Genomic DNA, 19382 nt, shown 5'->3' on the forward strand with positions numbered 1-19382 from the left:
TCGCAGAATTCGCCCCATTGACTACCTGTTGAGCGGCACCCGGGCAATGCCTCGAACTTGCGGATGTTCACGGTCCGGACACGGATGAGAACCAGGTGTTTATGCGCCGTGAATTTGAAACCAGCGCGTTCTGACCCAATATTATAAGGGTACAAGGGGCACCGCCCCCTCACGCGGCAAACCCCTTTCGTGACGTGACACAGAATGGAAAGGAGTTTGTCATGTTCAAAAGACTGCTTGGTATTTCTCTGCTTTTTGGCATGGCCGCGACTGCACCGCCTGCCTTGGCTGCCAGCTGCGGCGACCGCACGATGATGACCGAGAAGCTGGCAAGCGGATATTCCGAACGGCTGACCGCCGGCGGATTGCAGAAAGGCCGCACCGAGGCCACTGTGATTGAGGTCTGGGCGTCGGATGAAACCGGAACTTTTACCGTTCTGGTGACACACGCAAACGGGATCAGCTGCGTTGTCGCGACCGGATCCTCATTCTTCCACCTCCCGGAAACAGAGCCGGATCCGGGCACGCCAAGCTGAATTAGCGGTTTGACAGGCTCTCCCCCCTACAGCCTGACCATTTGCAAAAAGCCAGAGCCTTCGGCTTCGGTTGCGGGTATCTTCGTTGAATATCAACACATGCAGTGTTAGGCCCTGCAGCTAGTGTACACGTAACCGGAATGGAGCAGACTATGGCCGGGGATTATATCGTCAAGGACATCGCGCTGGCCGGATTCGGCCGCAAAGAGCTGGATATCGCCGAAACCGAAATGCCGGGGCTGATGGCCTTGCGCGAAGAGTACGGCGAAAGCAAACCGCTGAAGGGCGCGCGTATTGTCGGCTCGCTGCACATGACCATTCAGACCGCGGTTCTGATCGAAACCCTTGTGGCGCTGGGTGCAGATGTGCGCTGGGCGTCCTGCAACATCTTCTCGACACAGGATCACGCCGCCGCGGCAATTGCCGAAGCCGGCATCCCGGTCTTTGCGATCAAGGGCCAGACGCTGGAAGAGCATTGGGACTACCTGGATAAATCCTTCATGTTCCCTGAAGGCGCCAACCTGATCCTCGATGACGGCGGCGATGCCACCCTGTATGTGCTGCTGGGCGCGCGTGCCGAAGCGGGCGAAGACATCATCCCGGTGCCGCAGTCCGAGGAAGAGGCCGTCATCAAGGCGCAGATCTTGAAGCGCATGGAAGCGTCGCCCGGCTGGTTCACCAAAACCCGCGACGCGATCCTGGGCGTGTCCGAGGAAACCACCACCGGCGTCCACCGCCTGTATGATCTGCAGAAAAACGGCCAGCTGCCGTTCCCGGCGATCAACGTCAACGACTCGGTCACCAAGTCCAAGTTCGACAACAAATACGGCTGCAAGGAATCGCTGGTCGATGGCATCCGCCGCGCCACCGACACCATGATGGCCGGCAAGGTTGCCGTGGTTTGCGGTTATGGCGATGTTGGCAAGGGCTCCGCTGCCTCCCTGCGCGGCGCCGGCGCCCGGGTGAAAGTCACCGAGGCTGACCCGATCTGCGCCCTGCAGGCGGCAATGGACGGTTTTGAAGTGGTGCTGCTGGAGGATGTCGTATCCTCCGCCGATATCTTCATCACCACCACCGGCAACAAGGACGTGATCCGCATCGAGCACATGCGCGAGATGAAGGACATGGCGATCGTTGGCAACATTGGCCACTTCGACAACGAAATTCAGGTCGCCAGCCTGCGCAACCACAAATGGACCAACATCAAGGACCAGGTGGACATGATCGAGATGCCCTCGGGCAACCGTATCATCCTCCTGTCCGAAGGCCGCCTGCTGAACCTCGGCAACGCCACCGGCCACCCGTCCTTTGTGATGTCGGCCTCCTTCACCAACCAGGTGCTGGCCCAGATCGAACTGTGGACCCGCGGCGACAACTACGAAAACCAGGTCTACATCCTGCCCAAGCATCTGGACGAGAAGGTTGCCCGCCTGCATCTGGGCCGCATCGGCGTCAAGCTGACTGAGCTGAGCGCTGAACAGGCCGCCTACATCGGCGTCAAGCCGGAGGGCCCGTTCAAGCCGGAGCATTACCGCTACTAAGCGGAAGCAAGACAAACGGAAAGGCGCCGCCAGAATGCTCTGGCGGCGTTTTTTGTTGCATTGATTGCTTTAGCCTCCGGTGGCGGGGTCGATGACCGTCTCTATCCTGGTGATCTTGCTGGCCGGGAAACCGCTTAGCTTCGAGTGTTCGTGAATCGCTTCTTCGGACTCGGCCAGATAGATGCAGAAGGTCTTGTCGCCGGCGACGTAGGAGTGCTGCCATTGGACTCGCGGAGCCAATTTGGCCAGAGCCTCATTGGAGGTACGCGCTGCACCCCCTAACTCGTCATTGCTCATGCTGCCGACCTTCGGAATTTCCCTTTCAATGAGGAACTTTTGCATGACTTGATTTCCTCCGCTTCAGTGGTTTGCAGGCCTCGATATAGGCCCGCATTCAAGAAAGGCTTGAGGTTCAGCACTGCCGGCGGCGGAATTTGGCCCAGGGAAGTCTGGACCATCGGTCAAGAGAGCTTTGGAACTCACCGTTTCTCCAGCGGACTTTACCCCAGGGTGAAGTCCAAAGACCCGGTTCGTGCTGTTTCTGATTTAGCTCACATTGTCCAGGTAATTGCTTTGCGGAATCGCGATGTCACCCGCTATACAGGAGTTACCGGCCAGGACGGCCAGGAACCAGATTTTTTCATACGCGTGTGGTGGATAGTGGAGCACGCGGGGTGGAAGGGAAGGTCCTGTTTGTCCGCAGGTCCTTCCCTTTTTCATTTTAGAACAGCGTCAGAACCAAACCCGCGGCCGCGCAGGCGAGCGTCGCATAACCGCCGTCAATCAGCGTCAGCTTCACCGGCCGCATGCCGTACATGTTGTTCAGCGCAATCCAGGGGCTGATGAAGAACAAGCCGATGCCAGCGCCGCCGATCAGCCCGGCGCCCAAGGTTTCAATGCCGGACAGGCTGAATACATGGCGCATCATGCCCGCGACGATCAACTGCAGGACGAAGGCCATCGCAAAGATCATCGGGCTTTGGCCACCTTTAGGCTTGCCGGTTTCGTCGCATTCAACGCCGGAGGCCTCGACCCAAGGCTTGGCCAGGGCGCCGTAATATACTGCCCCCAGCACAAATGCTGCCGCTGCCGCCGCAATCACACTCAGAAATTCCATGATGCTCCCCTCAATGGTTTCAGCCACTTGAGAGCAGAGTGGCAGATCAGCCGGGATCTGTCTCCCCCAGCGCGCAGACAGCGGCCCATTCCGCCTCGCTCACCGGCTGCACTGACAGGCGGGAGTTTTTCACCAGCACCATCTCTTCCAGCCGCGGATCGGCTTTGATCTGATCCAGGCTCACCGGCTTGGTAAAGGGGCGCACCGCCTTGATGTCGACGCACTCCCAGCGGTCGTCCTCGGTGGTGCTGTCCGGGTGTGCCTCGGCACAGACCTCGACGATGCCGACCACGGATTTTTCCTTCTGCGAGTGATAGAAGAACCCGCGGTCGCCAATGTTCATTTCGCGCATAAAGTTGCGCGCCTGGTAGTTGCGTACGCCGTCCCATTCCTCACCCGCGTCACCTTTGGAGACCTGGTCATCCCAGCTCCAGGTGGAAGGTTCGGATTTAAACAGCCAGTAGCGCATCAGCCGATAACTTTCTTCCAGGTGATCAGTTCGACAGCTTCAAACAGTCCGGCCTTGTTATAGGGATCATTTGCCGCCCATTCCTTGCCTGCTGCCATGTCTTCGACGTCCAGGATAATCAGAGAGCCGGCCATATTACCATCCTGATCCAGCAGCGGACCCGCCTGCGCCACGGCGCCGGTGTCGTCAATATAGGCCAGATGGGCGTCGCGGTTGTCCAGACGGGTCTGCAAATAGCCGGGTTTGTCGCGGGCGATCAATGCGATGAGCATTTTATTCCTCTTTTAGCGGTCTTTTAAGCAATTGAGCCGCCGCTTCGGCAATGGTCAAGCGCTGATCGAGCAAATTGGTTACCGTCTGCGTGATTGGCATATCCAAGTGCATTTTCTGCGCTTGTTCAGCCACCGCATGCGCAGTTGCGGCACCTTCGACCGTGATACTGGAATCAAAGGCCTCGCCGCGCCCGATCGAGAGGCCCAGCCGGTAGTTGCGGGACAGGTCGGAGGTGCAGGTCAGCGCCAGATCGCCAAACCCCGAAAGCCCGGCCATCGTTTCGGACTTGGCGCCGCAGGCCAGCGCCATGCGCTGCATTTCCGCATACCCGCGGGTCATCAGCGCGGCGCGGGCGCTATCGCCCAGCCCGGCGCCAATCACCGCGCCGCAGGCGATCGCCATCACGTTTTTAAGCGCCCCGCCCAGTTCGGCACCTGTGGTGTCATTGGTACGGTAAAGGCGCAGGTTTGCGGTGGTCAGCTGCTCTTGCAGCGCTTTACACAGGGCTGCGTCGCCGCAGGCAAGCGTCAGCGCGGTCGGCAGGCCGCGGGCGATATCCGCGGCAAAGCTCGGCCCGGTCAGCAGCGCCGCCGGCAACTCCGGGAGCGTTTCCTGAATGACTGCGACCGGACCAAGCCCGGTGTGCAGCTCAATACCCTTGCAGCAGGCCACCAGGGTCTTTCCGGTCAAATGCGTCCTATGCTCTTGCAGGACGCTGCGCAGCATCTGCATGGGGACCGCCAGCAACAGCACCTCTGAACTGCAAGCCTGGGCGATATCCCCAGTAGCGGTGAGGGGGGCAGGCAGATCAACACCGGGCAGGCGGGCCTCGTTCCGGCGGCTGTCCTGCATTGCTTTGGCGTGATCCCCATCACGCGCCCACAGGGTCACCGGCCCGTTGCCGGCCAGTGAAATCGCGAGCGCAGTGCCAAAGGCACCGGATCCAAGAACCGAAACTTTCATGCTTTGGCTCCTTTACGGCCGGATCCGATCAGCGCCGGGCTGCTTTGGTCCAGCGGCCAGCGGGGGCGGGCGGTCAGGTCCAGACCATCGCGTGCCCCGGTTTTGAAACGCTCGAGCCCGGCATAGGCAATCATCGCGGCATTGTCTGTGCACAGGCGTAGCGGCGGCGCGGTGAAGGCGGCGCCGGCCTCAGCGCAAACAGTCTCTAATGCAGCGCGAATAGCGGTGTTTGCCGCGACACCGCCGGCGACGGCGACGGTTGGCGCCGGGGGCTGTTCTTTCAGGTAAAGGCGGATGGCGCGGCGGGTCTTCTCCGCCAGGGTGTCCACGACGGCGGCCTGGAACCCCGCACACAGGTCAGCCCGGTCCTGGCGGGTCAGGCCGCCTTTCTCAGCCACGATCTGATCGCGCATCCGCATCAGGGCGGTCTTCAGACCGGAAAACGACAGGTTGCAGTCCGGCCGGTCCAGCAAAGGCCGCGGAAAGCGGAACCGCTTGGGATCACCGTTGTCCGCCTCAGCCTGCACGGATGGGCCGCCCGGCTGCGGCAGGCCCAGCAGGCGGGCGGTCTTGTCGAAGGCTTCGCCGGGGGCGTCGTCGATTGTACCGCCCAGGCGGGTGAAATCCTCCGCCCCGCGTACCAGCAGGTACTGGCAATGCCCGCCAGAGACCAGCAGCATCAGGTACGGATAGGCAACCCCATCGGTCAGCCGCGGGGTCAGCGCATGGCCTGCCAGATGGTTCACCCCGATCAGCGGCAGGCCTGTGGCGGCAGCAATCCCCTTGGCGCACATCACGCCCGACATCACCCCGCCGATCAGTCCCGGGCCGGCGGTCACGGCAACGGCATCCATGTCCTTCAGGGTCAGCCCGGCCTCTGTCAGCGCATCGCGCACGCAGATGTCCAGCTTCTCGGCATGCGCGCGCGCGGCGATCTCCGGCACCACGCCGCCAAAGGCGCTGTGCAGCTCGGTCTGGCCGAAGACGACTGACGACAGCACCTCGGGTTGCGCGCCCTCTGCCTGCCGCACCACCGCGGCGGCCGTGTCGTCACAGCTGCTTTCCAGCCCCAGAATGGTCAGGGTTTTTGTCATGGCCTTACCGTTGCATCGAATTGCCGCCGGGGCTACCACCTATGAGGCCTGCAAACAATCCCGGGAGCCCCGCGATGGTGCCTTTGCTAATGACACGCCCGCTGGCGGCGGCAGAGCGGTTCGTGACCAGCCTGCCCGAAGCGGCGCGTGCCGGGCTGCGGGTGATCTATGCGCCGCTGATGGAAATCCGGCCAGAGAAGGCGTCGGTCAGCTTGCAAGACGTCAAAGGTGTGATCTTCACCTCCGCCAACGGGGTGGAGACCGCTTCACGTGAAACCGCCGCGCGCCTGCCGGCCTATTGCGTGGGGGAGCGCACGGCCCGTGCCGCAGCTAAGGCGGGCTGGCAGGCGTCCTGCCTGGGGCAGTGCGCTGAGGAATTGGTTCAGGCGTTGCTCAGCCAGCGCCCCAAGGCGCCGCTGCTGCATCTGCGCGGCGCACATGCACGTGGCGACATTGCCGGGCGGCTCACCAGCGGCGGCATCCCCTGCCGGGAGCAAATCCTGTATGATCAGGTGCTTCTGCCGCTGACCGAAGAGGCCACGGCCGCGCTTGCTGCGCAAACCGACGTGATCGTGCCGCTTTTCTCTCCCAGAACTGCGCGCCATTTTGCCAATCTGTGCGGGGATGCTGCACATTTGCATCTGATTGCCCTCAGTCCGGCGGTGGCGGAACCGCTGAAAGGCTTGAATTGCAAGACGTTGCGGGTCACTAAGACTCCGGACGCTGCGGCATTGGCAGCTGCTGTCCTTGTTGCCGCAGCGCAGCTGTCGCAGCTTGAGGGGGACTGGCGCGCAGAGTAGTGTCCAGCGTGTTCGCAGGAATGTATTTTAGGAATTGAGGGGGAGGCCGGCGTGGCTGACAAGAAAACTCCGGAAGACGTTACTGAGCCTGGCCCCGGTGAATCAAAGCCGGCTGACGAAACCACGGAAGCGTCCGAGGTGGATGTGACCGAGGAGCGTGCCGGCGAGGCGGTTGACACGCCGGCGGACGCGGATTCCCCGCTTTCCGAGACCGAGACCGAGACCGAGACCGAGACCGAGACCGAGACCGCATTTGTGTCTCCCTTCGAACGGGAAACCCCGCAAGAGGACACCCCAGCTGAGCCTGCGGAACATGACGCCGCGGCAGAGGCACAGCCGCGCGAAATCGAGCGGGTGGTGGAAAAGCGCGGCGGCTTCGGCGCAGCCCTCTTGGGCGGTGTGGTGGCCGCAGGGATCGGCTTTGTGGCCGGACAGAGCGGCTGGCTCGACTCCGTGCTGCCGCAATCGCTGAAAGGCAGCAGCGTGGATTTGACCGCGCTGGAAACCAGCCAGGCGGAGATGCAGGCGGCGCTTGCCGCGCTGAAGCAGCAGGTTGAGGACAACAGCGCCCCTGACATTGCTCCGCTCGCCGAACGCACCGACACCCTCGCCGCAGAGGTTGCAGCGCTGAAAGAGACGCAATTCGCTGAGGCCCCGGATGATACGCTGCGCGCGGATCTGCAGGCCCTGGCGGAACGTGTATCCGCATTGGAAACCCGCCCGCTGGAAGGTGCATCGCCGGAGGCGGTTGCAGCTTTCGAGGCGGAGCTGGGCAAGCTGCAGGAGAGCCTCGCGGCGCAGCGGGCCGTAGTCGATCAGAAGCTGGCAAAAGCAGAGGAAATGGAGACGGCCAGCGCCGAAGCCGCCCGCATCGCCAGCGCCCAGACTCAGCTGGCGCAGCTGCGGTCCGCCTTGGACAGCGGCAACAGCTATGACTCCAGCGTGCAGCAGCTTGAACTTTTGGGCGTCGCAGTGCCGCCAGAACTTGCCGGACCGGCGGAAACCGGTGTGGCCACCCTGACCGCCCTGCGCGACGGGTTCGCCCCGGCCGCCCGCGAGGCGCTGGCCGCCGCCCGCGAAGAGGCAAAAGGCGGCGGCAGCCTGATGGATTATGTGAACCGCCATCTTGGCGCCCGTTCCGTAGCGCCGCGCGACGGCGATGATCCGGATGCCATCCTGTCCCGGGCCGAGGCCGCCGTGGCCGCGGGCCGGATCGAGGAGGCACTGGCAGAACTCTCCGCGCTGCCGAAAACCGCACGTGCTGCCCTAGCCGGCTGGGAAGCGGCGGCAAACGCGCGGGTGGCAGCGGTGAACGCTGCCGCTGATCTGGCCCAAAGCCTGCAAGCCAAATAAGGAAGCCGCCATGCTCTGGTCGTTGTTGAAGATCCTCGTATTTGTCGCGATTGTCGCGCTTCTGGCATTTGGCGCGGGCCTTTTGATGGAAACCGCCGGCGGGGTGCAAATCACCGTTGCCGGCACCGAGTACACCCTCAGCGCGCTGCAATCGGTGATCGCGCTGGGCGTGCTTGTGGTTGCGGTCTGGCTGTTTCTCAAGCTGCTGTCGCTCTTGGTGGCCACGCTGCGCTTCCTGAACGGTGACGAGACTGCCCTGTCGCGCTATTGGGACAAGGGGCGTGAGCGCAAAGGCTACCGGGCCCTGTCCGAAGGCCTGATGGCGCTGGCCTCCGGTGAAGGACGGCTGGCCCTGGCCAAGGCGGCGCGCGCGGAAAAATACCTGCAGAACCCTGAGCTGACGGACCTGCTGGTGGCGCAGGCTGCGGAAATGAGCGGCGACACTCACAAGGCGGCGGAGGCCTACAAACGGCTGCTGTCGAACCAGCAGACCCGCTTTGTCGGGGTGCGCGGGATCATGAAGCAGAAACTGTCCGAGGGCGATACCGACACCGCCCGCCAGCTGGCCGAGAAGGCACTGGCGCTGCGGCCCAAGCATGAAGAGGTGCAGGACACCCTTCTGCGCCTGCAGGCCCAGGCCGAGGATTGGGCCGGTGCCCGCAAGACGCTGTCGACTAAGCTCAAGACCGGCACCCTGCCGCGCGATGTCTACAAGCGCCGCGATGCGGTGCTGGCACTATCGGCCTCCAAAGGGGTGATCGACGAAAACGCCACGATCGAGCAGCGGGAGCAGGCGATCGAGGCCAACCGGCTGTCGCCCGACCTTGTTCCCGCCGCGGCAATGGCGGCCCGCGCCTATCTCGCCAAAGGCAAGAAGCGCCCGGCGGTCCGGCTGCTGAAAAAGACCTGGCAGAGCCAGCCGCATCCAGACCTGGCCCATGCCTTTGCCGAGGTCGAGCCGGACGAAAGCGCCGCGGAGCGCGTTGCCCGCTTCGACCAGCTGGCCCGGCTCAACCCGCTTGATGACGAGACCCGCCTGGTGATGGCAGAGCTGAACATCGTTGCAGAGGACTTCCCCGAAGCCCGCCGCTGGCTGAGCGACCTGACAGAGCGTGCCCCGGACGCGCGGGCGCTGACGCTGATGGCAGCGATCGAGCGCGGCGAAGGCGCGGATGACAAGGTGGTGCAGGGGTGGCTGGCCAAAGCGCTGACGGCTCCGCGCGGGCCGCAGTGGGTTTGCACCAATTGCAACCATATCCATGCGGAATGGGAGCCGGTCTGCGAGCATTGCACCAGCTTTGACACCCTGTCTTGGAAGCGCCCGGAGACACCGGAGGTTGCCAGCCATGCGGCGGCACATATGCTGCCGCTGATCACCGGTGCTCTGGACAACAAGCAGACTGATACAGCGGAAGATGCGGAAGAAGCAGACTTCGCGGAATCCGGGCCGGACGCTGAAGGGAAGCCGGAAGCGGAGCGGCAGGACGCGGTAAAAGAGCCGAACTGATAATTTTGGAAAGACTGCGAACGGCGGGGGCTTTCCTGCCGTTCTGCCCGTTTACCGGCATAGACCAATAAGCATTATAAACAGCGTTGCCGGACCGGAAAGGCGCCGTGCGGTTCTGCAGATTTTGTGACTGATGCAGGGGAATGGTGCCCAGGAGAGGACTCGAACCTCCACGTCCATACGGACACTAGCACCTGAAGCTAGCGCGTCTACCAATTCCGCCACCTGGGCAGGTGTCGTGGGACCGGCGTATAAGGCGGTTCGGGAGGGGCGTCAAATGGAAAACGGCAGCACATGCAGGGCCGCTGCCTAGCGCTGCACCGTGAAATTCATTTTGCCCGCTACAAATGCCAAGAATCTGGTCCAGGCCAGCTCCGCTTCTGTACTCCAATCCGGGTCGAGTGTTTCCGACAGGGCGCCGGTGAAACTGGTAATAAAACCCTTGAAATGCGCATCTGACACTTCCCGCTCGCGGTGCTTTTCCCCCTGCTGCCTGAGGATTTCATTCAACCGCGCGGAATCGTCCAGCGCTTCTGCAATATGGGTCAGGATGGCCAGCAGCTTTTCCTCCTGCCTAGTCATATCGCGGGAAAACAGGGGGCGGACTTCGGGGCAGGCGGCAAAGAACTTGGCGTAGAAGGCGGTGGCGAAGGCATCAAGATCCATTCGCTCGCTCTCGAAACTTTTGCGGACCAGGGATTTGTCATTTTCACTGATCATATGAGCTGACCTCTTTAAACCGACAATTAAACCGCCAAAACAGGTGTTTCGGGTACACCAAATTGCCTTAACCCTGAGGGGCTGAAGGCGACGTTAACCAAATAAGGCAATTCCGGGGAAGCTGTTAACTCGGCTTGCGTCTTCGGCAGCCATTGTGGCCGTAATCCCACGTTTTGCGCCTTGTTTGACGCCCGTTGCGGCGCTAAGGCATAGGGGCAGCTAAGTTCAGGAGCCAAAAGATGTCCAAACTGGTCACGATCTATGGCGGATCCGGTTTCGTGGGCCGCTACATTGCGCGGCGCATGGCCAAGGAAGGCTGGCGTGTGCGGGTGGCGGTGCGCCGCCCCAATGAAGCCATGCATGTGAAACCCTATGGTGTTCCGGGCCAGGTGGAGCCGGTGTTCTGCAACGTCCGCGATGACATGTCCGTGGCCGCAGTGATGCAGGGTGCGGATGCAGTGGTGAACTGCGTGGGCGTCCTGAACGAGCTGGGCAAGAACACCTTTGGCGCCGTTCACGCCGAAGGCGCGGGCCGCATAGCCCGCATCGCGTCGCAAGAAGGTGTCGCCAGCCTGGTGCATATCTCAGCGATTGGCGCTGATGCGGATGCTGCCAGCGAATACTCCCGCACCAAGGCCGCGGGCGAAACTGCTGTTCTGCAGCACTTCCCGGGTGCCGTGATCCTGCGCCCCTCGGTGATCTTTGGGGCCGAGGACGAATTTTTCAACCGCTTTGCGGGCATGACCCGCCTGTCGCCGGTTCTGCCGATTGCAAGCGGCGCCACCCGGTTCCAGCCGGTCTACGTTGATGATGTGGCCAAGGCCGCGGTCAAGGGTGCAACCGGCGCGGCGGAGGGCGGCATCTATGAACTGGGCGGCCCTGAGGTCAAGACCTTCCGCGAGCTGATGGAGCAGATGCTGGAGGTGATTCACCGCCGCCGCCTGATCCTGTCGCTGCCCCGCCCCGCCGCCTGGCTGGTAGCCTTTGGCTTTGACATGCTGCAGGCGGCCAGCTTCCAACTGATCGAAAACAAGACGCTGACCCGCGACCAGCTGCGCAGCCTGAAGTCGGACAATGTGGTGTCCGAAGGCGCCAAGGGGTTTGGCGATCTGGGTATCAGCCCGGTCAGCCTGGAGGCGGTTCTGCCGGACTACCTGTGGAAATTCCGACCCTCCGGCCAGTATGACGAGATGACAAAATCGGCCCGCAACCTGCGCAACGGCACCTGATTGTCGCTACGGTCCAGGGATTCGAAAGCGCGGGGATTTCCCCGCGCTTTTCGTTTCCGGCTCAGCTGCTGTAGGCGATCGCGAGCAGGATGCTGCCCAGGATCACCCGGTAGATCACGTAAGGCGTGAAGCTGACAGAGCGCAGCAGCCGCATCATCAGGCTGAGTGCGCCCAGCGCAGACAGCATCGCCAGCACTGCGGCGATCCCTGCGTCGCGCATCAGGGCGGTGTTGGCCTCCAGCGCTACCTCCGTGCCCAGCAGCACGCCCGAAGCGATGATGGTGGGGATCGACATGAGCATGGCGATGCGGGCGCCGTCCTCGCGGGTGTAGCCCAGATGGCGCGCGCCGGTGATGGTGATGCCGGAGCGCGAGGTGCCGGGGATCAGCGCCAGCATTTGCCACAGCCCCATAATCAGCGCGTCGCGCCGGCCCCAGTCTCCGGCCTGTTTCACCTCGGCGCCTTTCTGGTCGGCCCAGTACAGCACGAGGCCAAAGCCCAGCATTGTCCAGCCGATCACCGCCATCGACCGCAGCGCATCGCTGAGGCCGGTGAAATGCAGCACCGCACCGAACAGAACGGTTGGGATGGTGGCGATGATCAGCCCCATGGCGAGCCGGGCGCCGGGCGTGTCCGTGCGGCCTGTAAGGGCGCGGGGCAGGCCGATAAGGCCTTCGCGCACATCGCTCCAGAAATAGATCATCACCGCGGCCAGGGTGCCCACATGCACGGCGACGTCGATCACCTGCCCTTGATCATTCAGCCCGGTCAGTCCGGGCAGCAGAATCAGATGGCCGGAGGAGGAGATGGGCAGGAATTCGGTAATGCCCTGGATCAGCGCTACCAGGACGAGCTGGAAAAGAGGCATACTAAAAACGTCCTTTGCTGGCCGCGAACGGGCCGTAAACTGTCGCGACCCTGTATAATTCCCGCCTCTGAATTGGGAAGCGGATATTATGGTCCGATCCGGACCTAAAATTTCTGTACATTTCCGCCGAACACGGTATCAGAGGAAAAGCGCTGGCAAAATAGGTCAGCATAGTTGACATAAAGCGTTCCAGTACCTGCAAAGGTGCCCTCGCAGCCAGACAAACGATGGAGTCCAGCCCGTGGCCAAGCAACCGATGCTGAAATTTGTGCAGATCGAACGCGACATGCCTCAAAAGCGTGACGCGAGTGTACGCAAGGAAGACTTCAATGAGATTTACGCGGAGTACGCTGCTGCCAAGGCTGAGGAACAGGCCAGCCGCTGCAGCCAGTGCGGCGTGCCGTATTGCCAGAGCCACTGCCCGCTGCACAACAACATCCCCGACTGGCTGCGCCTGACCGCAACCGGCCGCCTGGAAGAGGCCTATGCCACCTCGCAGGCCACCAACACCTTCCCGGAGATCTGCGGCCGCATTTGCCCGCAGGACCGCCTGTGCGAAGGCAACTGCGTGATCGAACAGTCCGGCCACGGTACCGTCACTATCGGATCGGTCGAGAAGTACATCACCGACACCGCCTGGGAAAAAGGCTGGGTCAAGCCCGCAGCGCCGCTCGCTGAGCGCAGCGAGAGCGTTGGCATCATCGGCGCCGGCCCCGGCGGCCTGGCGGCGGCGGACATGCTGCGCAAGGCCGGTATCCAGGTAACCGTCTATGACCGCTATGACCGCGCTGGCGGGCTGCTGATGTACGGCATCCCCAGCTTCAAGCTGGAAAAGGACGTGGTCGAGCGCCGCAACAAGCTGCTGGCCGATGGCGGCGTGACGTTCAAGCTGAACTGCAACGTGGGCGAAGACATCTCGTTTGAGGACATCCGCGCCAAGCATGATGCGGTGATCATTGCCACCGGCGTCTATAAATCGCGCGATCTGGCGATGCCGGGCAGCGGTTCCGAAGGGATCGTCAAGGCGATCGATTTCCTGTGTGCCTCGAACAAGAAGAGCTTTGGCGATGCGGTTGAGGAATTCGACAACGGCAGCCTGAATGCCGAGGGCAAGAAGGTCGTCGTGATCGGCGGCGGCGATACCGCGATGGACTGCGTGCGGACCTCGATCCGCCAGGGCGCGACCTCGGTCAAATGCCTGTACCGCCGCGACCGCGCCAACATGCCGGGCTCGCAGCGCGAGACCCAGAACGCCGAGGAAGAAGGCGTGATCTTTGAATGGCTGTCGGCGCCTAAGGGCTTCACCGACGACGGAGGCAAGGTTGCCGGCGTGATGGTCCAGAAGATGCGCCTGGGCCAGCCGGATGCTTCGGGCCGTCAGGCGCCGGAAGTGATCGAGGGCGCGGACTACGCTGAAGAAGCCGACCTGGTTATCAAGGCGCTGGGCTTTGAGCCGGAAGAACTGCCCACACTGTGGAACCAGCCGGAGCTGCCGGTGACCCGCTGGGGCACCATCAAGGCCGCGTTCCAGACCGGCGCCACCGAGCTGGACGGTGTCTATGCGGTGGGTGACATCGTGCGCGGCGCGTCGCTGGTGGTTTGGGCGATCAAGGACGGCCGCGATTGCGCCGAGGCGATCATCGAAAAGCTGAACAGCAAGGCCGCGGTGGCCGCGGAATAACCCGGCACCCCCCCCCCGTACACCGCTTGTGCACCCCCTGTGCACCGGCGGGCAGCAACAGAGCAGCGCCAAGGTCAGCACTGCTGACCCAGCCAGCAAAGGACAATGGACATGAGCGAATTGCAGGGACAGTGCATGTGCGGCGCAGTGAGCGTCACCGCGACGCCCGCGCGCGCCTCTATTTCCGCCTGCCATTGCGAGATGTGCCAGCGCTGGGCCAGCGGCCCGTTCCTGAGCTTTCAGGCCGGAAGCGGCTACGCTGCGCTGGGTCCGGTGCGGACCTATCAGTCCTCGCCGTGGGCGGAGCGCGCGTTCTGCGGCGAATGCGGATCGGCGCTGTGGTACCGGATGACCGCAGGAGAACATAAGGGCCAAACGCAAATGTCGGCTGGCCTGTTTGAAAACGCAGGCGGCAATGAACTGCGCCTGGAACTTTACATCGACAAGAAGCCCGCGGGCTACGCCTTCAGCAGCAGCTGCCGGAAACTGACCGGCGCTGACGTGATGGAGATGCTTGCCCCCGCCGTAGAAGGAAACAGCCAATGACCAAATATGATGCCGATTGGGTGCGCGCCGAGGAAGCCAAGCGCAAATGGATGGCTGAAAACGGTCTCTATTCCGAGGAAGAGGAGCATTCGTCCTGCGGTGTGGGGCTGGTTGTCTCGGTTGACGGCAAGAAGAGCCGCAAGGTGGTTGAGGCCGGCATCGACGCGCTGAAGGCGATCTGGCACCGCGGCGCGGTGGACGCCGACGGCAAGACCGGCGATGGCGCGGGCATCCATGTGCAGATCCCGGTGCCGTTCTTTTATGACCAGATCCGCCGCACCGGCCACGAGCCGCGCCAGGATGAGCTGATGGCGGTGGGCCAGGTGTTCCTGCCGCGCACCGACTTCGGCGCCCAGGAGCGCTGCCGGACCATCGTGGAAACCGAAGTGCTGCGCATGGGCTATTCCATCTATGGCTGGCGCCATGTGCCGGTGGATGTGTCCTGCCTGGGGGAAAAGGCCAATGCCACCCGACCGGAGATCGAGCAGATCCTGATCTCCAACTCCAAGGGCGTGGACGAGGAAACCTTTGAACGCGAGCTGTATGTGATCCGCCGCCGGATCGAGAAGGCTTCGTCGTCGGCCGGCATCTCCGGCCTCTATATCGCGTCGCTGTCCTGCCGCTCGATCATCTACAAGGGCATGATGCTGGCGGAGCAGGTGGCGGTGTTCTACCCGGACCTGATGGATGAGCGGTTCGAGAGTGCCTTTGCGATCTATCACCAGCGGTATTCCACCAACACCTTCCCGCAGTGGTGGCTGGCGCAGCCGTTCCGGATGCTGGCGCACAACGGCGAGATCAACACGCTGAAAGGCAACCTGAACTGGATGAAGAGCCATGAGATCCGCATGGCGTCTTCGACCTTTGGCGACTATGCCGAGGACATCAAGCCGATCGTGCCGGGCGGCGCTTCCGACTCCGCAGCGCTGGACGGCGTGTTCGAGGTTCTGGTGCGCGCGGGCCGTTCGGCGCCGATGGCGAAAACCATGCTGGTGCCGGAAAGCTGGTCCAAACAGGCGGTGGAGCTGCCGCAGTCCTGGCGCGACATGTACTCCTACTGCAACTCTGTGATGGAGCCTTGGGATGGCCCCGCCGCGCTGGCGATGACCGACGGCCGCTGGGTCTGCGCGGGCCTGGACCGCAACGGGCTGCGCCCGATGCGTTATGTGGTGACCGGCGACGGGCTCGTGATCGCGGGGTCCGAGGCTGGCATGGTGCCGGTTGACGAAGCCACCGTGGTTGAGAAGGGCGCGCTGGGCCCAGGCCAGATGCTTGCCGTCGACATGGAAAAGGGCAAGCTGTTCCGCGACACCGAGATCAAGGACAAGCTGGCGCGCGCGCTGCCGTTCGGCGATTGGGTAAAGCGGATCAACGATCTGGACACAACCCTCGCCAGCGTCACCGAACAGCCGCTGTTCAGCGGCGAGGAGCTGCGGCGCCGTCAGGTTGCGGCCGGGTATACAATCGAGGAGCTGGAGCAGATCCTGGCGCCGATGGCCGAGGACGCCAAGGAATCGCTGGCGTCGATGGGTGATGACACGCCCTCTGCCGTGCTGTCCAAGATGTACCGCCCGCTGAGCCACTTCTTCCGCCAGAACTTCAGCCAGGTGACCAACCCGCCGATCGACAGCTTGCGCGAATACCGGGTGATGTCGCTGAAGACCCGCTTTGGCAACCTCAAGAACGTGCTGGACGAGGACAGCTCCCAGACCGAGATCATCGTTCTGGAAAGCCCCTTTGTCGGCAACGCCCAATGGGACAAGCTGGTGCAGCAGTTCAACGCGCCGCTGGCCGAGATCGACTGTACCTTTGCACCAGGCCGCGGCGCGCTGAACGCGGCGCTGGAGCGGATCCGGGCCGAGGCCGAGGAAGCGGTGCGCTCGGGTGCGGGCCATATCGTGCTGACGGACCAGTATTCAGACGCCAGCAAGGTGGCGATGCCGATGATCCTGGCGACCTCTGCCGTGCATTCGCATCTGACCCGCAAGGGCCTGCGCACCTTCTGCTCGCTGAATGTGCGCTCTGCCGAGTGCATCGACCCGCATTACTTTGCGGTGCTGATCGGCTGCGGCGCCACCGTGGTGAACGCCTATCTGGCCGAGGATTCGCTGGCCGACCGCATCGAGCGCGGCCTGCTGGACGGCACCCTGACCGAGAACGTCGCGCGCTACCGTGAGGCCATCGACCAGGGTCTGCTGAAGATCATGGCCAAGATGGGGATCTCGGTGGTGTCCTCCTACCGCGGCGGCCTGAACTTTGAGGCTGTGGGTCTGTCCCGCGCCATGTGTGCCGAGTATTTCCCGGGCATGACCTCGCGCATTTCCGGCATCGGTGTGACCGGTATCCAGACCAAGGCAGAGGAAATCCACGCCAAGGCCTGGAAGGCGCCGGAGGGCGTGCTGCCCATCGGCGGTTTCTACAAGGCGCGCAAGTCGGGTGAGACGCACGCCTGGGAAGCGACCTCGATGCATATGATGCAGATGGCCTGCAACCGCGCGTCTTATGAGCTGTGGAAGCAGTATTCGGCGAAGATGCAGTCGAACCCGCCGATCCACCTGCGCGACCTGCTGCAGATCAAGCCGCTGGGCAAGCCGATCCCGCTGGAGGAAGTGGAGAGCATCACCGCGATCCGCAAGCGGTTCGTGACCCCGGGCATGTCCCTGGGCGCGCTGAGCCCCGAGGCGCACAAGACCCTGAACGTGGCGATGAACCGCATCGGCGCCAAGTCCGATTCCGGAGAGGGCGGCGAGGATCCGGCACACTTCGTGCCGGAGCCGAACGGCGACAACCCGTCCGCCAAGATCAAGCAGGTGGCATCGGGCCGCTTTGGTGTGACCGCGGAATACTTGAACCAGTGCGAAGAGCTGGAAATCAAGGTGGCCCAGGGCGCCAAGCCCGGTGAGGGCGGCCAGCTGCCGGGCATGAAGGTCACCGACCTGATCGCCCGCCTGCGCCACTCGACCAAGGGCGTGACCCTGATCTCGCCGCCGCCGCACCACGACATCTACTCGATCGAGGACCTGGCGCAGCTGATCTATGACCTCAAGCAGATCAACCCGCGCTGCAAGGTGACGGTGAAGCTGGTGGCCTCCTCGGGCGTCGGCACCATCGCGGCCGGCGTGGCCAAGGCGAAGGCTGACATCATCCTGATCTCGGGCCACAACGGCGGCACCGGGGCGTCGCCTGCGACCTCGATCAAATACGCGGGCCTGCCGTGGGAGATGGGCCTGACCGAGGCGCATCAGGTGCTGGCGATGAACAACCTGCGCGAGCGGGTGACGCTGCGCACCGATGGCGGCCTGCGGACCGGCCGGGATATCGTGATGGCAGCGATGCTGGGCGCCGAGGAATACGGCATCGGCACCGCGGCGCTGATCGCCATGGGCTGCATCATGGTGCGCCAGTGCCAGTCCAACACCTGCCCGGTGGGGGTCTGCACCCAGGACGAATCCTTGCGTGCCAAGTTCACCGGCAACGCCGACAAGGTGGTGAACCTGATCACCTTCTACGCCCAGGAAGTGCGGGAAATCCTCGCTTCCATCGGCGCCCGCAGCTTGGATGAGGTGATCGGCCGGGCCGACCTCTTGGCGCAGGTGTCGCGCGGCTCTGCGCACCTGGACGACCTGGACCTGAACCCGCTGCTGATCACCGTCGATGGCTCCGCCAGCATCGTCTACAACCGTGACAAGGAGCGCAACGCGGTGCCGGACACGCTGGATGCGGAGATCGTGCGCGATGCCGCCCGCTTCCTGCAGGACGGTGAGAAAATGCAGCTGTCTTACGCGATCCAGAACACCCACCGCACCGTGGGCACCCGGACCTCCAGCCACATCGTGCGCAACTTTGGCATGCGGAACTCCTTCCAGCCGGATCACCTGACGGTGAAGCTGCAGGGCTCTGCCGGCCAGGCGCTGGGCGCCTTTGCGGCGCCGGGGCTGAAGCTGGAAGTGTCGGGCGATGCCAACGACTATGTCGGCAAGGGCCTGTCGGGCGGCACCATCGTGGTGCGCCCGCCGCAGGTAAGCCCGCTGGTGGCCTCGGAGAACACCATCATCGGCAACACTGTGCTGTACGGCGCAACCGATGGCTACCTGTTTGCGGCCGGCCGCGCGGGCGAACGCTTTGCGGTGCGCAACTCCGGCGCCAAGGTGGTGATCGAGGGCTGCGGCTCCAACGGCTGCGAATACATGACCGGCGGCGTTGCGGTGATCCTCGGTTCGATCGGTGCCAACTTCGGCGCGGGCATGACCGGCGGCATGGCCTATCTCTATGACCCTGAGGGCAAGGCCGCGACCCTGATGAACATGGAATTGCTGGTCACCTGCCCGGTCACCGTGGCGCATTGGGAAGCAGAGCTGAAAAGCCTGATCGAACGCCATCAGCAGGAAACCGGCAGCCGCAAGGCCGCGGAGATCCTGCAGCATTGGGATATCGAGAAGGCGAACTTCCTGCAGGTCTGCCCGAAGGAGATGCTCGACAAGCTGGCGCATCCGGTGATGCAGGAGCAGGCTGCGGTTCCGGCGGAGTAAGCCGGGCCAGAGACTGAAACCGGACCCCGCAGGCGCAGGCTTGCGGGGTTTTTCTTGCCAGCGGGCCGCGTCTTGCCGGGCCCGGGTCTTCTTCTGGCTAAAAATATCCCGGGGTGAATTGAGCCGCAGGCTCAAGAGGGGCAGCGCCCCTTCCCT

At 63.2% G+C, this 19382-nt stretch carries 17 protein-coding genes and 1 tRNA gene; 9 read left to right on the forward strand and 9 right to left on the reverse strand.

Features of this window, described 5'->3' with window-relative positions; all coding sequences use genetic code 11:
- Positions 1-221: 221 nt before the first annotated feature.
- Positions 222-536: a hypothetical protein gene (locus tag ACXAED_RS08110; RefSeq protein WP_475048575.1), complete on the forward strand. Its 315-nt coding sequence runs from the start codon at positions 222-224 to the stop codon at positions 534-536.
- Between the two features lie 152 nt (positions 537-688).
- Positions 689-2077, forward strand: a complete 1389-nt coding sequence (gene ahcY / locus ACXAED_RS08115) for an adenosylhomocysteinase (RefSeq protein WP_475048577.1) — start codon at positions 689-691, stop codon at positions 2075-2077.
- 69 nt (positions 2078-2146) lie between these two features.
- Here the strand turns inward: ahcY and ACXAED_RS08120 are convergent, their stop codons facing one another.
- From ACXAED_RS08120 to tsaD, 6 genes are all read right to left on the reverse strand, one after another.
- Positions 2147-2419, reverse strand: a complete 273-nt coding sequence (locus tag ACXAED_RS08120; RefSeq protein WP_475048579.1) for a DUF4242 domain-containing protein — start codon at positions 2417-2419, stop codon at positions 2147-2149.
- A 379-nt stretch (positions 2420-2798) separates the two neighbouring features.
- Positions 2799-3194, reverse strand: coding sequence for a DUF1761 domain-containing protein (locus tag ACXAED_RS08125; protein ID WP_058287398.1), 396 nt, complete (start codon positions 3192-3194; stop codon positions 2799-2801).
- Positions 3195-3240: 46 nt separating this feature from the next.
- Positions 3241-3663: an EVE domain-containing protein gene (locus ACXAED_RS08130; protein ID WP_475048581.1), complete on the reverse strand. Its 423-nt coding sequence runs from the start codon at positions 3661-3663 to the stop codon at positions 3241-3243.
- Positions 3663-3935, reverse strand: coding sequence for a YciI family protein (locus tag ACXAED_RS08135; protein ID WP_475048583.1), 273 nt, complete (start codon positions 3933-3935; stop codon positions 3663-3665). Before ACXAED_RS08135 ends, ACXAED_RS08130 begins: the two co-directional genes overlap by 1 nt.
- Before the next feature lies 1 nt (position 3936).
- On the reverse strand, positions 3937-4899 hold the full coding sequence (locus ACXAED_RS08140) for an NAD(P)H-dependent glycerol-3-phosphate dehydrogenase (RefSeq protein ID WP_475048584.1): 963 nt from the start codon (positions 4897-4899) through the stop codon (positions 3937-3939).
- Positions 4896-5993 (reverse strand): tRNA (adenosine(37)-N6)-threonylcarbamoyltransferase complex transferase subunit TsaD, encoded by a 1098-nt coding sequence (tsaD, locus tag ACXAED_RS08145; protein WP_475048586.1) that lies wholly within the window; start codon positions 5991-5993, stop codon positions 4896-4898. Before tsaD ends, ACXAED_RS08140 begins: the two co-directional genes overlap by 4 nt.
- A gap of 74 nt (positions 5994-6067) precedes the next feature.
- On the opposite strand from tsaD, the gene ACXAED_RS08150 reads away from it, so the two are divergent.
- From ACXAED_RS08150 to ACXAED_RS08160, 3 genes are read left to right on the forward strand one after another with little or no spacing between them, the layout of a single operon-like run.
- Positions 6068-6793, forward strand: a complete 726-nt coding sequence (locus tag ACXAED_RS08150) for a uroporphyrinogen-III synthase (RefSeq protein WP_475048589.1) — start codon at positions 6068-6070, stop codon at positions 6791-6793.
- Positions 6794-6844: 51 nt separating this feature from the next.
- Complete coding sequence (locus ACXAED_RS08155; RefSeq protein ID WP_475048590.1) at positions 6845-8146, forward strand: COG4223 family protein; 1302 nt, start codon at positions 6845-6847, stop codon at positions 8144-8146.
- Positions 8147-8156: 10 nt separating this feature from the next.
- The gene (locus ACXAED_RS08160; protein ID WP_475048592.1) at positions 8157-9653 is read left to right on the forward strand and encodes a heme biosynthesis HemY N-terminal domain-containing protein; all 1497 of its coding nucleotides are present in this window, start codon (positions 8157-8159) and stop codon (positions 9651-9653) included.
- Between the two features lie 144 nt (positions 9654-9797).
- Here ACXAED_RS08160 and ACXAED_RS08165 read toward each other — a convergent pair.
- Both ACXAED_RS08165 and ACXAED_RS08170 read right to left on the reverse strand, forming a co-directional pair.
- A tRNA-Leu gene (locus ACXAED_RS08165) sits at positions 9798-9884 on the reverse strand.
- Positions 9885-9962: 78 nt separating this feature from the next.
- Positions 9963-10373 carry a globin domain-containing protein gene (locus ACXAED_RS08170; RefSeq protein ID WP_475048594.1) on the reverse strand — a complete coding sequence of 137 codons (411 nt, stop codon included), beginning with the start codon at positions 10371-10373 and terminating at the stop codon, positions 9963-9965.
- A gap of 239 nt (positions 10374-10612) precedes the next feature.
- On the opposite strand from ACXAED_RS08170, the gene ACXAED_RS08175 reads away from it, so the two are divergent.
- Complete coding sequence (locus ACXAED_RS08175) at positions 10613-11602, forward strand: complex I NDUFA9 subunit family protein (protein ID WP_475048597.1); 990 nt, start codon at positions 10613-10615, stop codon at positions 11600-11602.
- Between the two features lie 61 nt (positions 11603-11663).
- Here the strand turns inward: ACXAED_RS08175 and ACXAED_RS08180 are convergent, their stop codons facing one another.
- Positions 11664-12470 (reverse strand): undecaprenyl-diphosphate phosphatase, encoded by an 807-nt coding sequence (locus ACXAED_RS08180; RefSeq protein WP_475048600.1) that lies wholly within the window; start codon positions 12468-12470, stop codon positions 11664-11666.
- 241 nt (positions 12471-12711) lie between these two features.
- Between ACXAED_RS08180 and ACXAED_RS08185 the strand changes: the two genes are divergently transcribed.
- The 3 genes from ACXAED_RS08185 to gltB all read left to right on the forward strand — a co-directional run bounded on the left by ACXAED_RS08185 (position 12712) and on the right by gltB (position 19226).
- Positions 12712-14151 carry an NAD(P)-dependent oxidoreductase gene (locus ACXAED_RS08185; RefSeq protein ID WP_475048603.1) on the forward strand — a complete coding sequence of 480 codons (1440 nt, stop codon included), beginning with the start codon at positions 12712-12714 and terminating at the stop codon, positions 14149-14151.
- Between the two features lie 111 nt (positions 14152-14262).
- Entirely contained in the window at positions 14263-14697 is a 435-nt protein-coding gene (locus ACXAED_RS08190; RefSeq protein ID WP_475048605.1) for a GFA family protein, read from the forward strand.
- Positions 14694-19226, forward strand: coding sequence for a glutamate synthase large subunit (gene gltB / locus ACXAED_RS08195; protein ID WP_475048608.1), 4533 nt, complete (start codon positions 14694-14696; stop codon positions 19224-19226). Before ACXAED_RS08190 ends, gltB begins: the two co-directional genes overlap by 4 nt.
- Positions 19227-19382 lie beyond the last annotated feature (156 nt).

Source organism: Leisingera sp. ABM4_103 (genome assembly GCF_056158685.1).

What these genes read in the sequence shown, in the direction of transcription:
- ACXAED_RS08110 (WP_475048575.1), top strand. Translation starts at nt 222, where the DNA reads ATGTTCAAAAGACTGCTTGGTATTTCTCTGCTTTTTGGCATGGCCGCG.
- ahcY (WP_475048577.1), top strand. Translation starts at nt 689, where the DNA reads ATGGCCGGGGATTATATCGTCAAGGACATCGCGCTGGCCGGATTCGGC.
- ACXAED_RS08120 (WP_475048579.1), bottom strand. Translation starts at nt 2,419, where the DNA reads ATGCAAAAGTTCCTCATTGAAAGGGAAATTCCGAAGGTCGGCAGCATG.
- ACXAED_RS08125 (WP_058287398.1), bottom strand. Translation starts at nt 3,194, where the DNA reads ATGGAATTTCTGAGTGTGATTGCGGCGGCAGCGGCAGCATTTGTGCTG.
- ACXAED_RS08130 (WP_475048581.1), bottom strand. Translation starts at nt 3,663, where the DNA reads ATGCGCTACTGGCTGTTTAAATCCGAACCTTCCACCTGGAGCTGGGAT.
- ACXAED_RS08135 (WP_475048583.1), bottom strand. Translation starts at nt 3,935, where the DNA reads ATGCTCATCGCATTGATCGCCCGCGACAAACCCGGCTATTTGCAGACC.
- ACXAED_RS08140 (WP_475048584.1), bottom strand. Translation starts at nt 4,899, where the DNA reads ATGAAAGTTTCGGTTCTTGGATCCGGTGCCTTTGGCACTGCGCTCGCG.
- tsaD (WP_475048586.1), bottom strand. Translation starts at nt 5,993, where the DNA reads ATGACAAAAACCCTGACCATTCTGGGGCTGGAAAGCAGCTGTGACGAC.
- ACXAED_RS08150 (WP_475048589.1), top strand. Translation starts at nt 6,068, where the DNA reads ATGGTGCCTTTGCTAATGACACGCCCGCTGGCGGCGGCAGAGCGGTTC.
- ACXAED_RS08160 (WP_475048592.1), top strand. Translation starts at nt 8,157, where the DNA reads ATGCTCTGGTCGTTGTTGAAGATCCTCGTATTTGTCGCGATTGTCGCG.
- ACXAED_RS08170 (WP_475048594.1), bottom strand. Translation starts at nt 10,373, where the DNA reads ATGATCAGTGAAAATGACAAATCCCTGGTCCGCAAAAGTTTCGAGAGC.
- ACXAED_RS08175 (WP_475048597.1), top strand. Translation starts at nt 10,613, where the DNA reads ATGTCCAAACTGGTCACGATCTATGGCGGATCCGGTTTCGTGGGCCGC.
- ACXAED_RS08180 (WP_475048600.1), bottom strand. Translation starts at nt 12,470, where the DNA reads ATGCCTCTTTTCCAGCTCGTCCTGGTAGCGCTGATCCAGGGCATTACC.
- ACXAED_RS08190 (WP_475048605.1), top strand. Translation starts at nt 14,263, where the DNA reads ATGAGCGAATTGCAGGGACAGTGCATGTGCGGCGCAGTGAGCGTCACC.
- gltB (WP_475048608.1), top strand. Translation starts at nt 14,694, where the DNA reads ATGACCAAATATGATGCCGATTGGGTGCGCGCCGAGGAAGCCAAGCGC.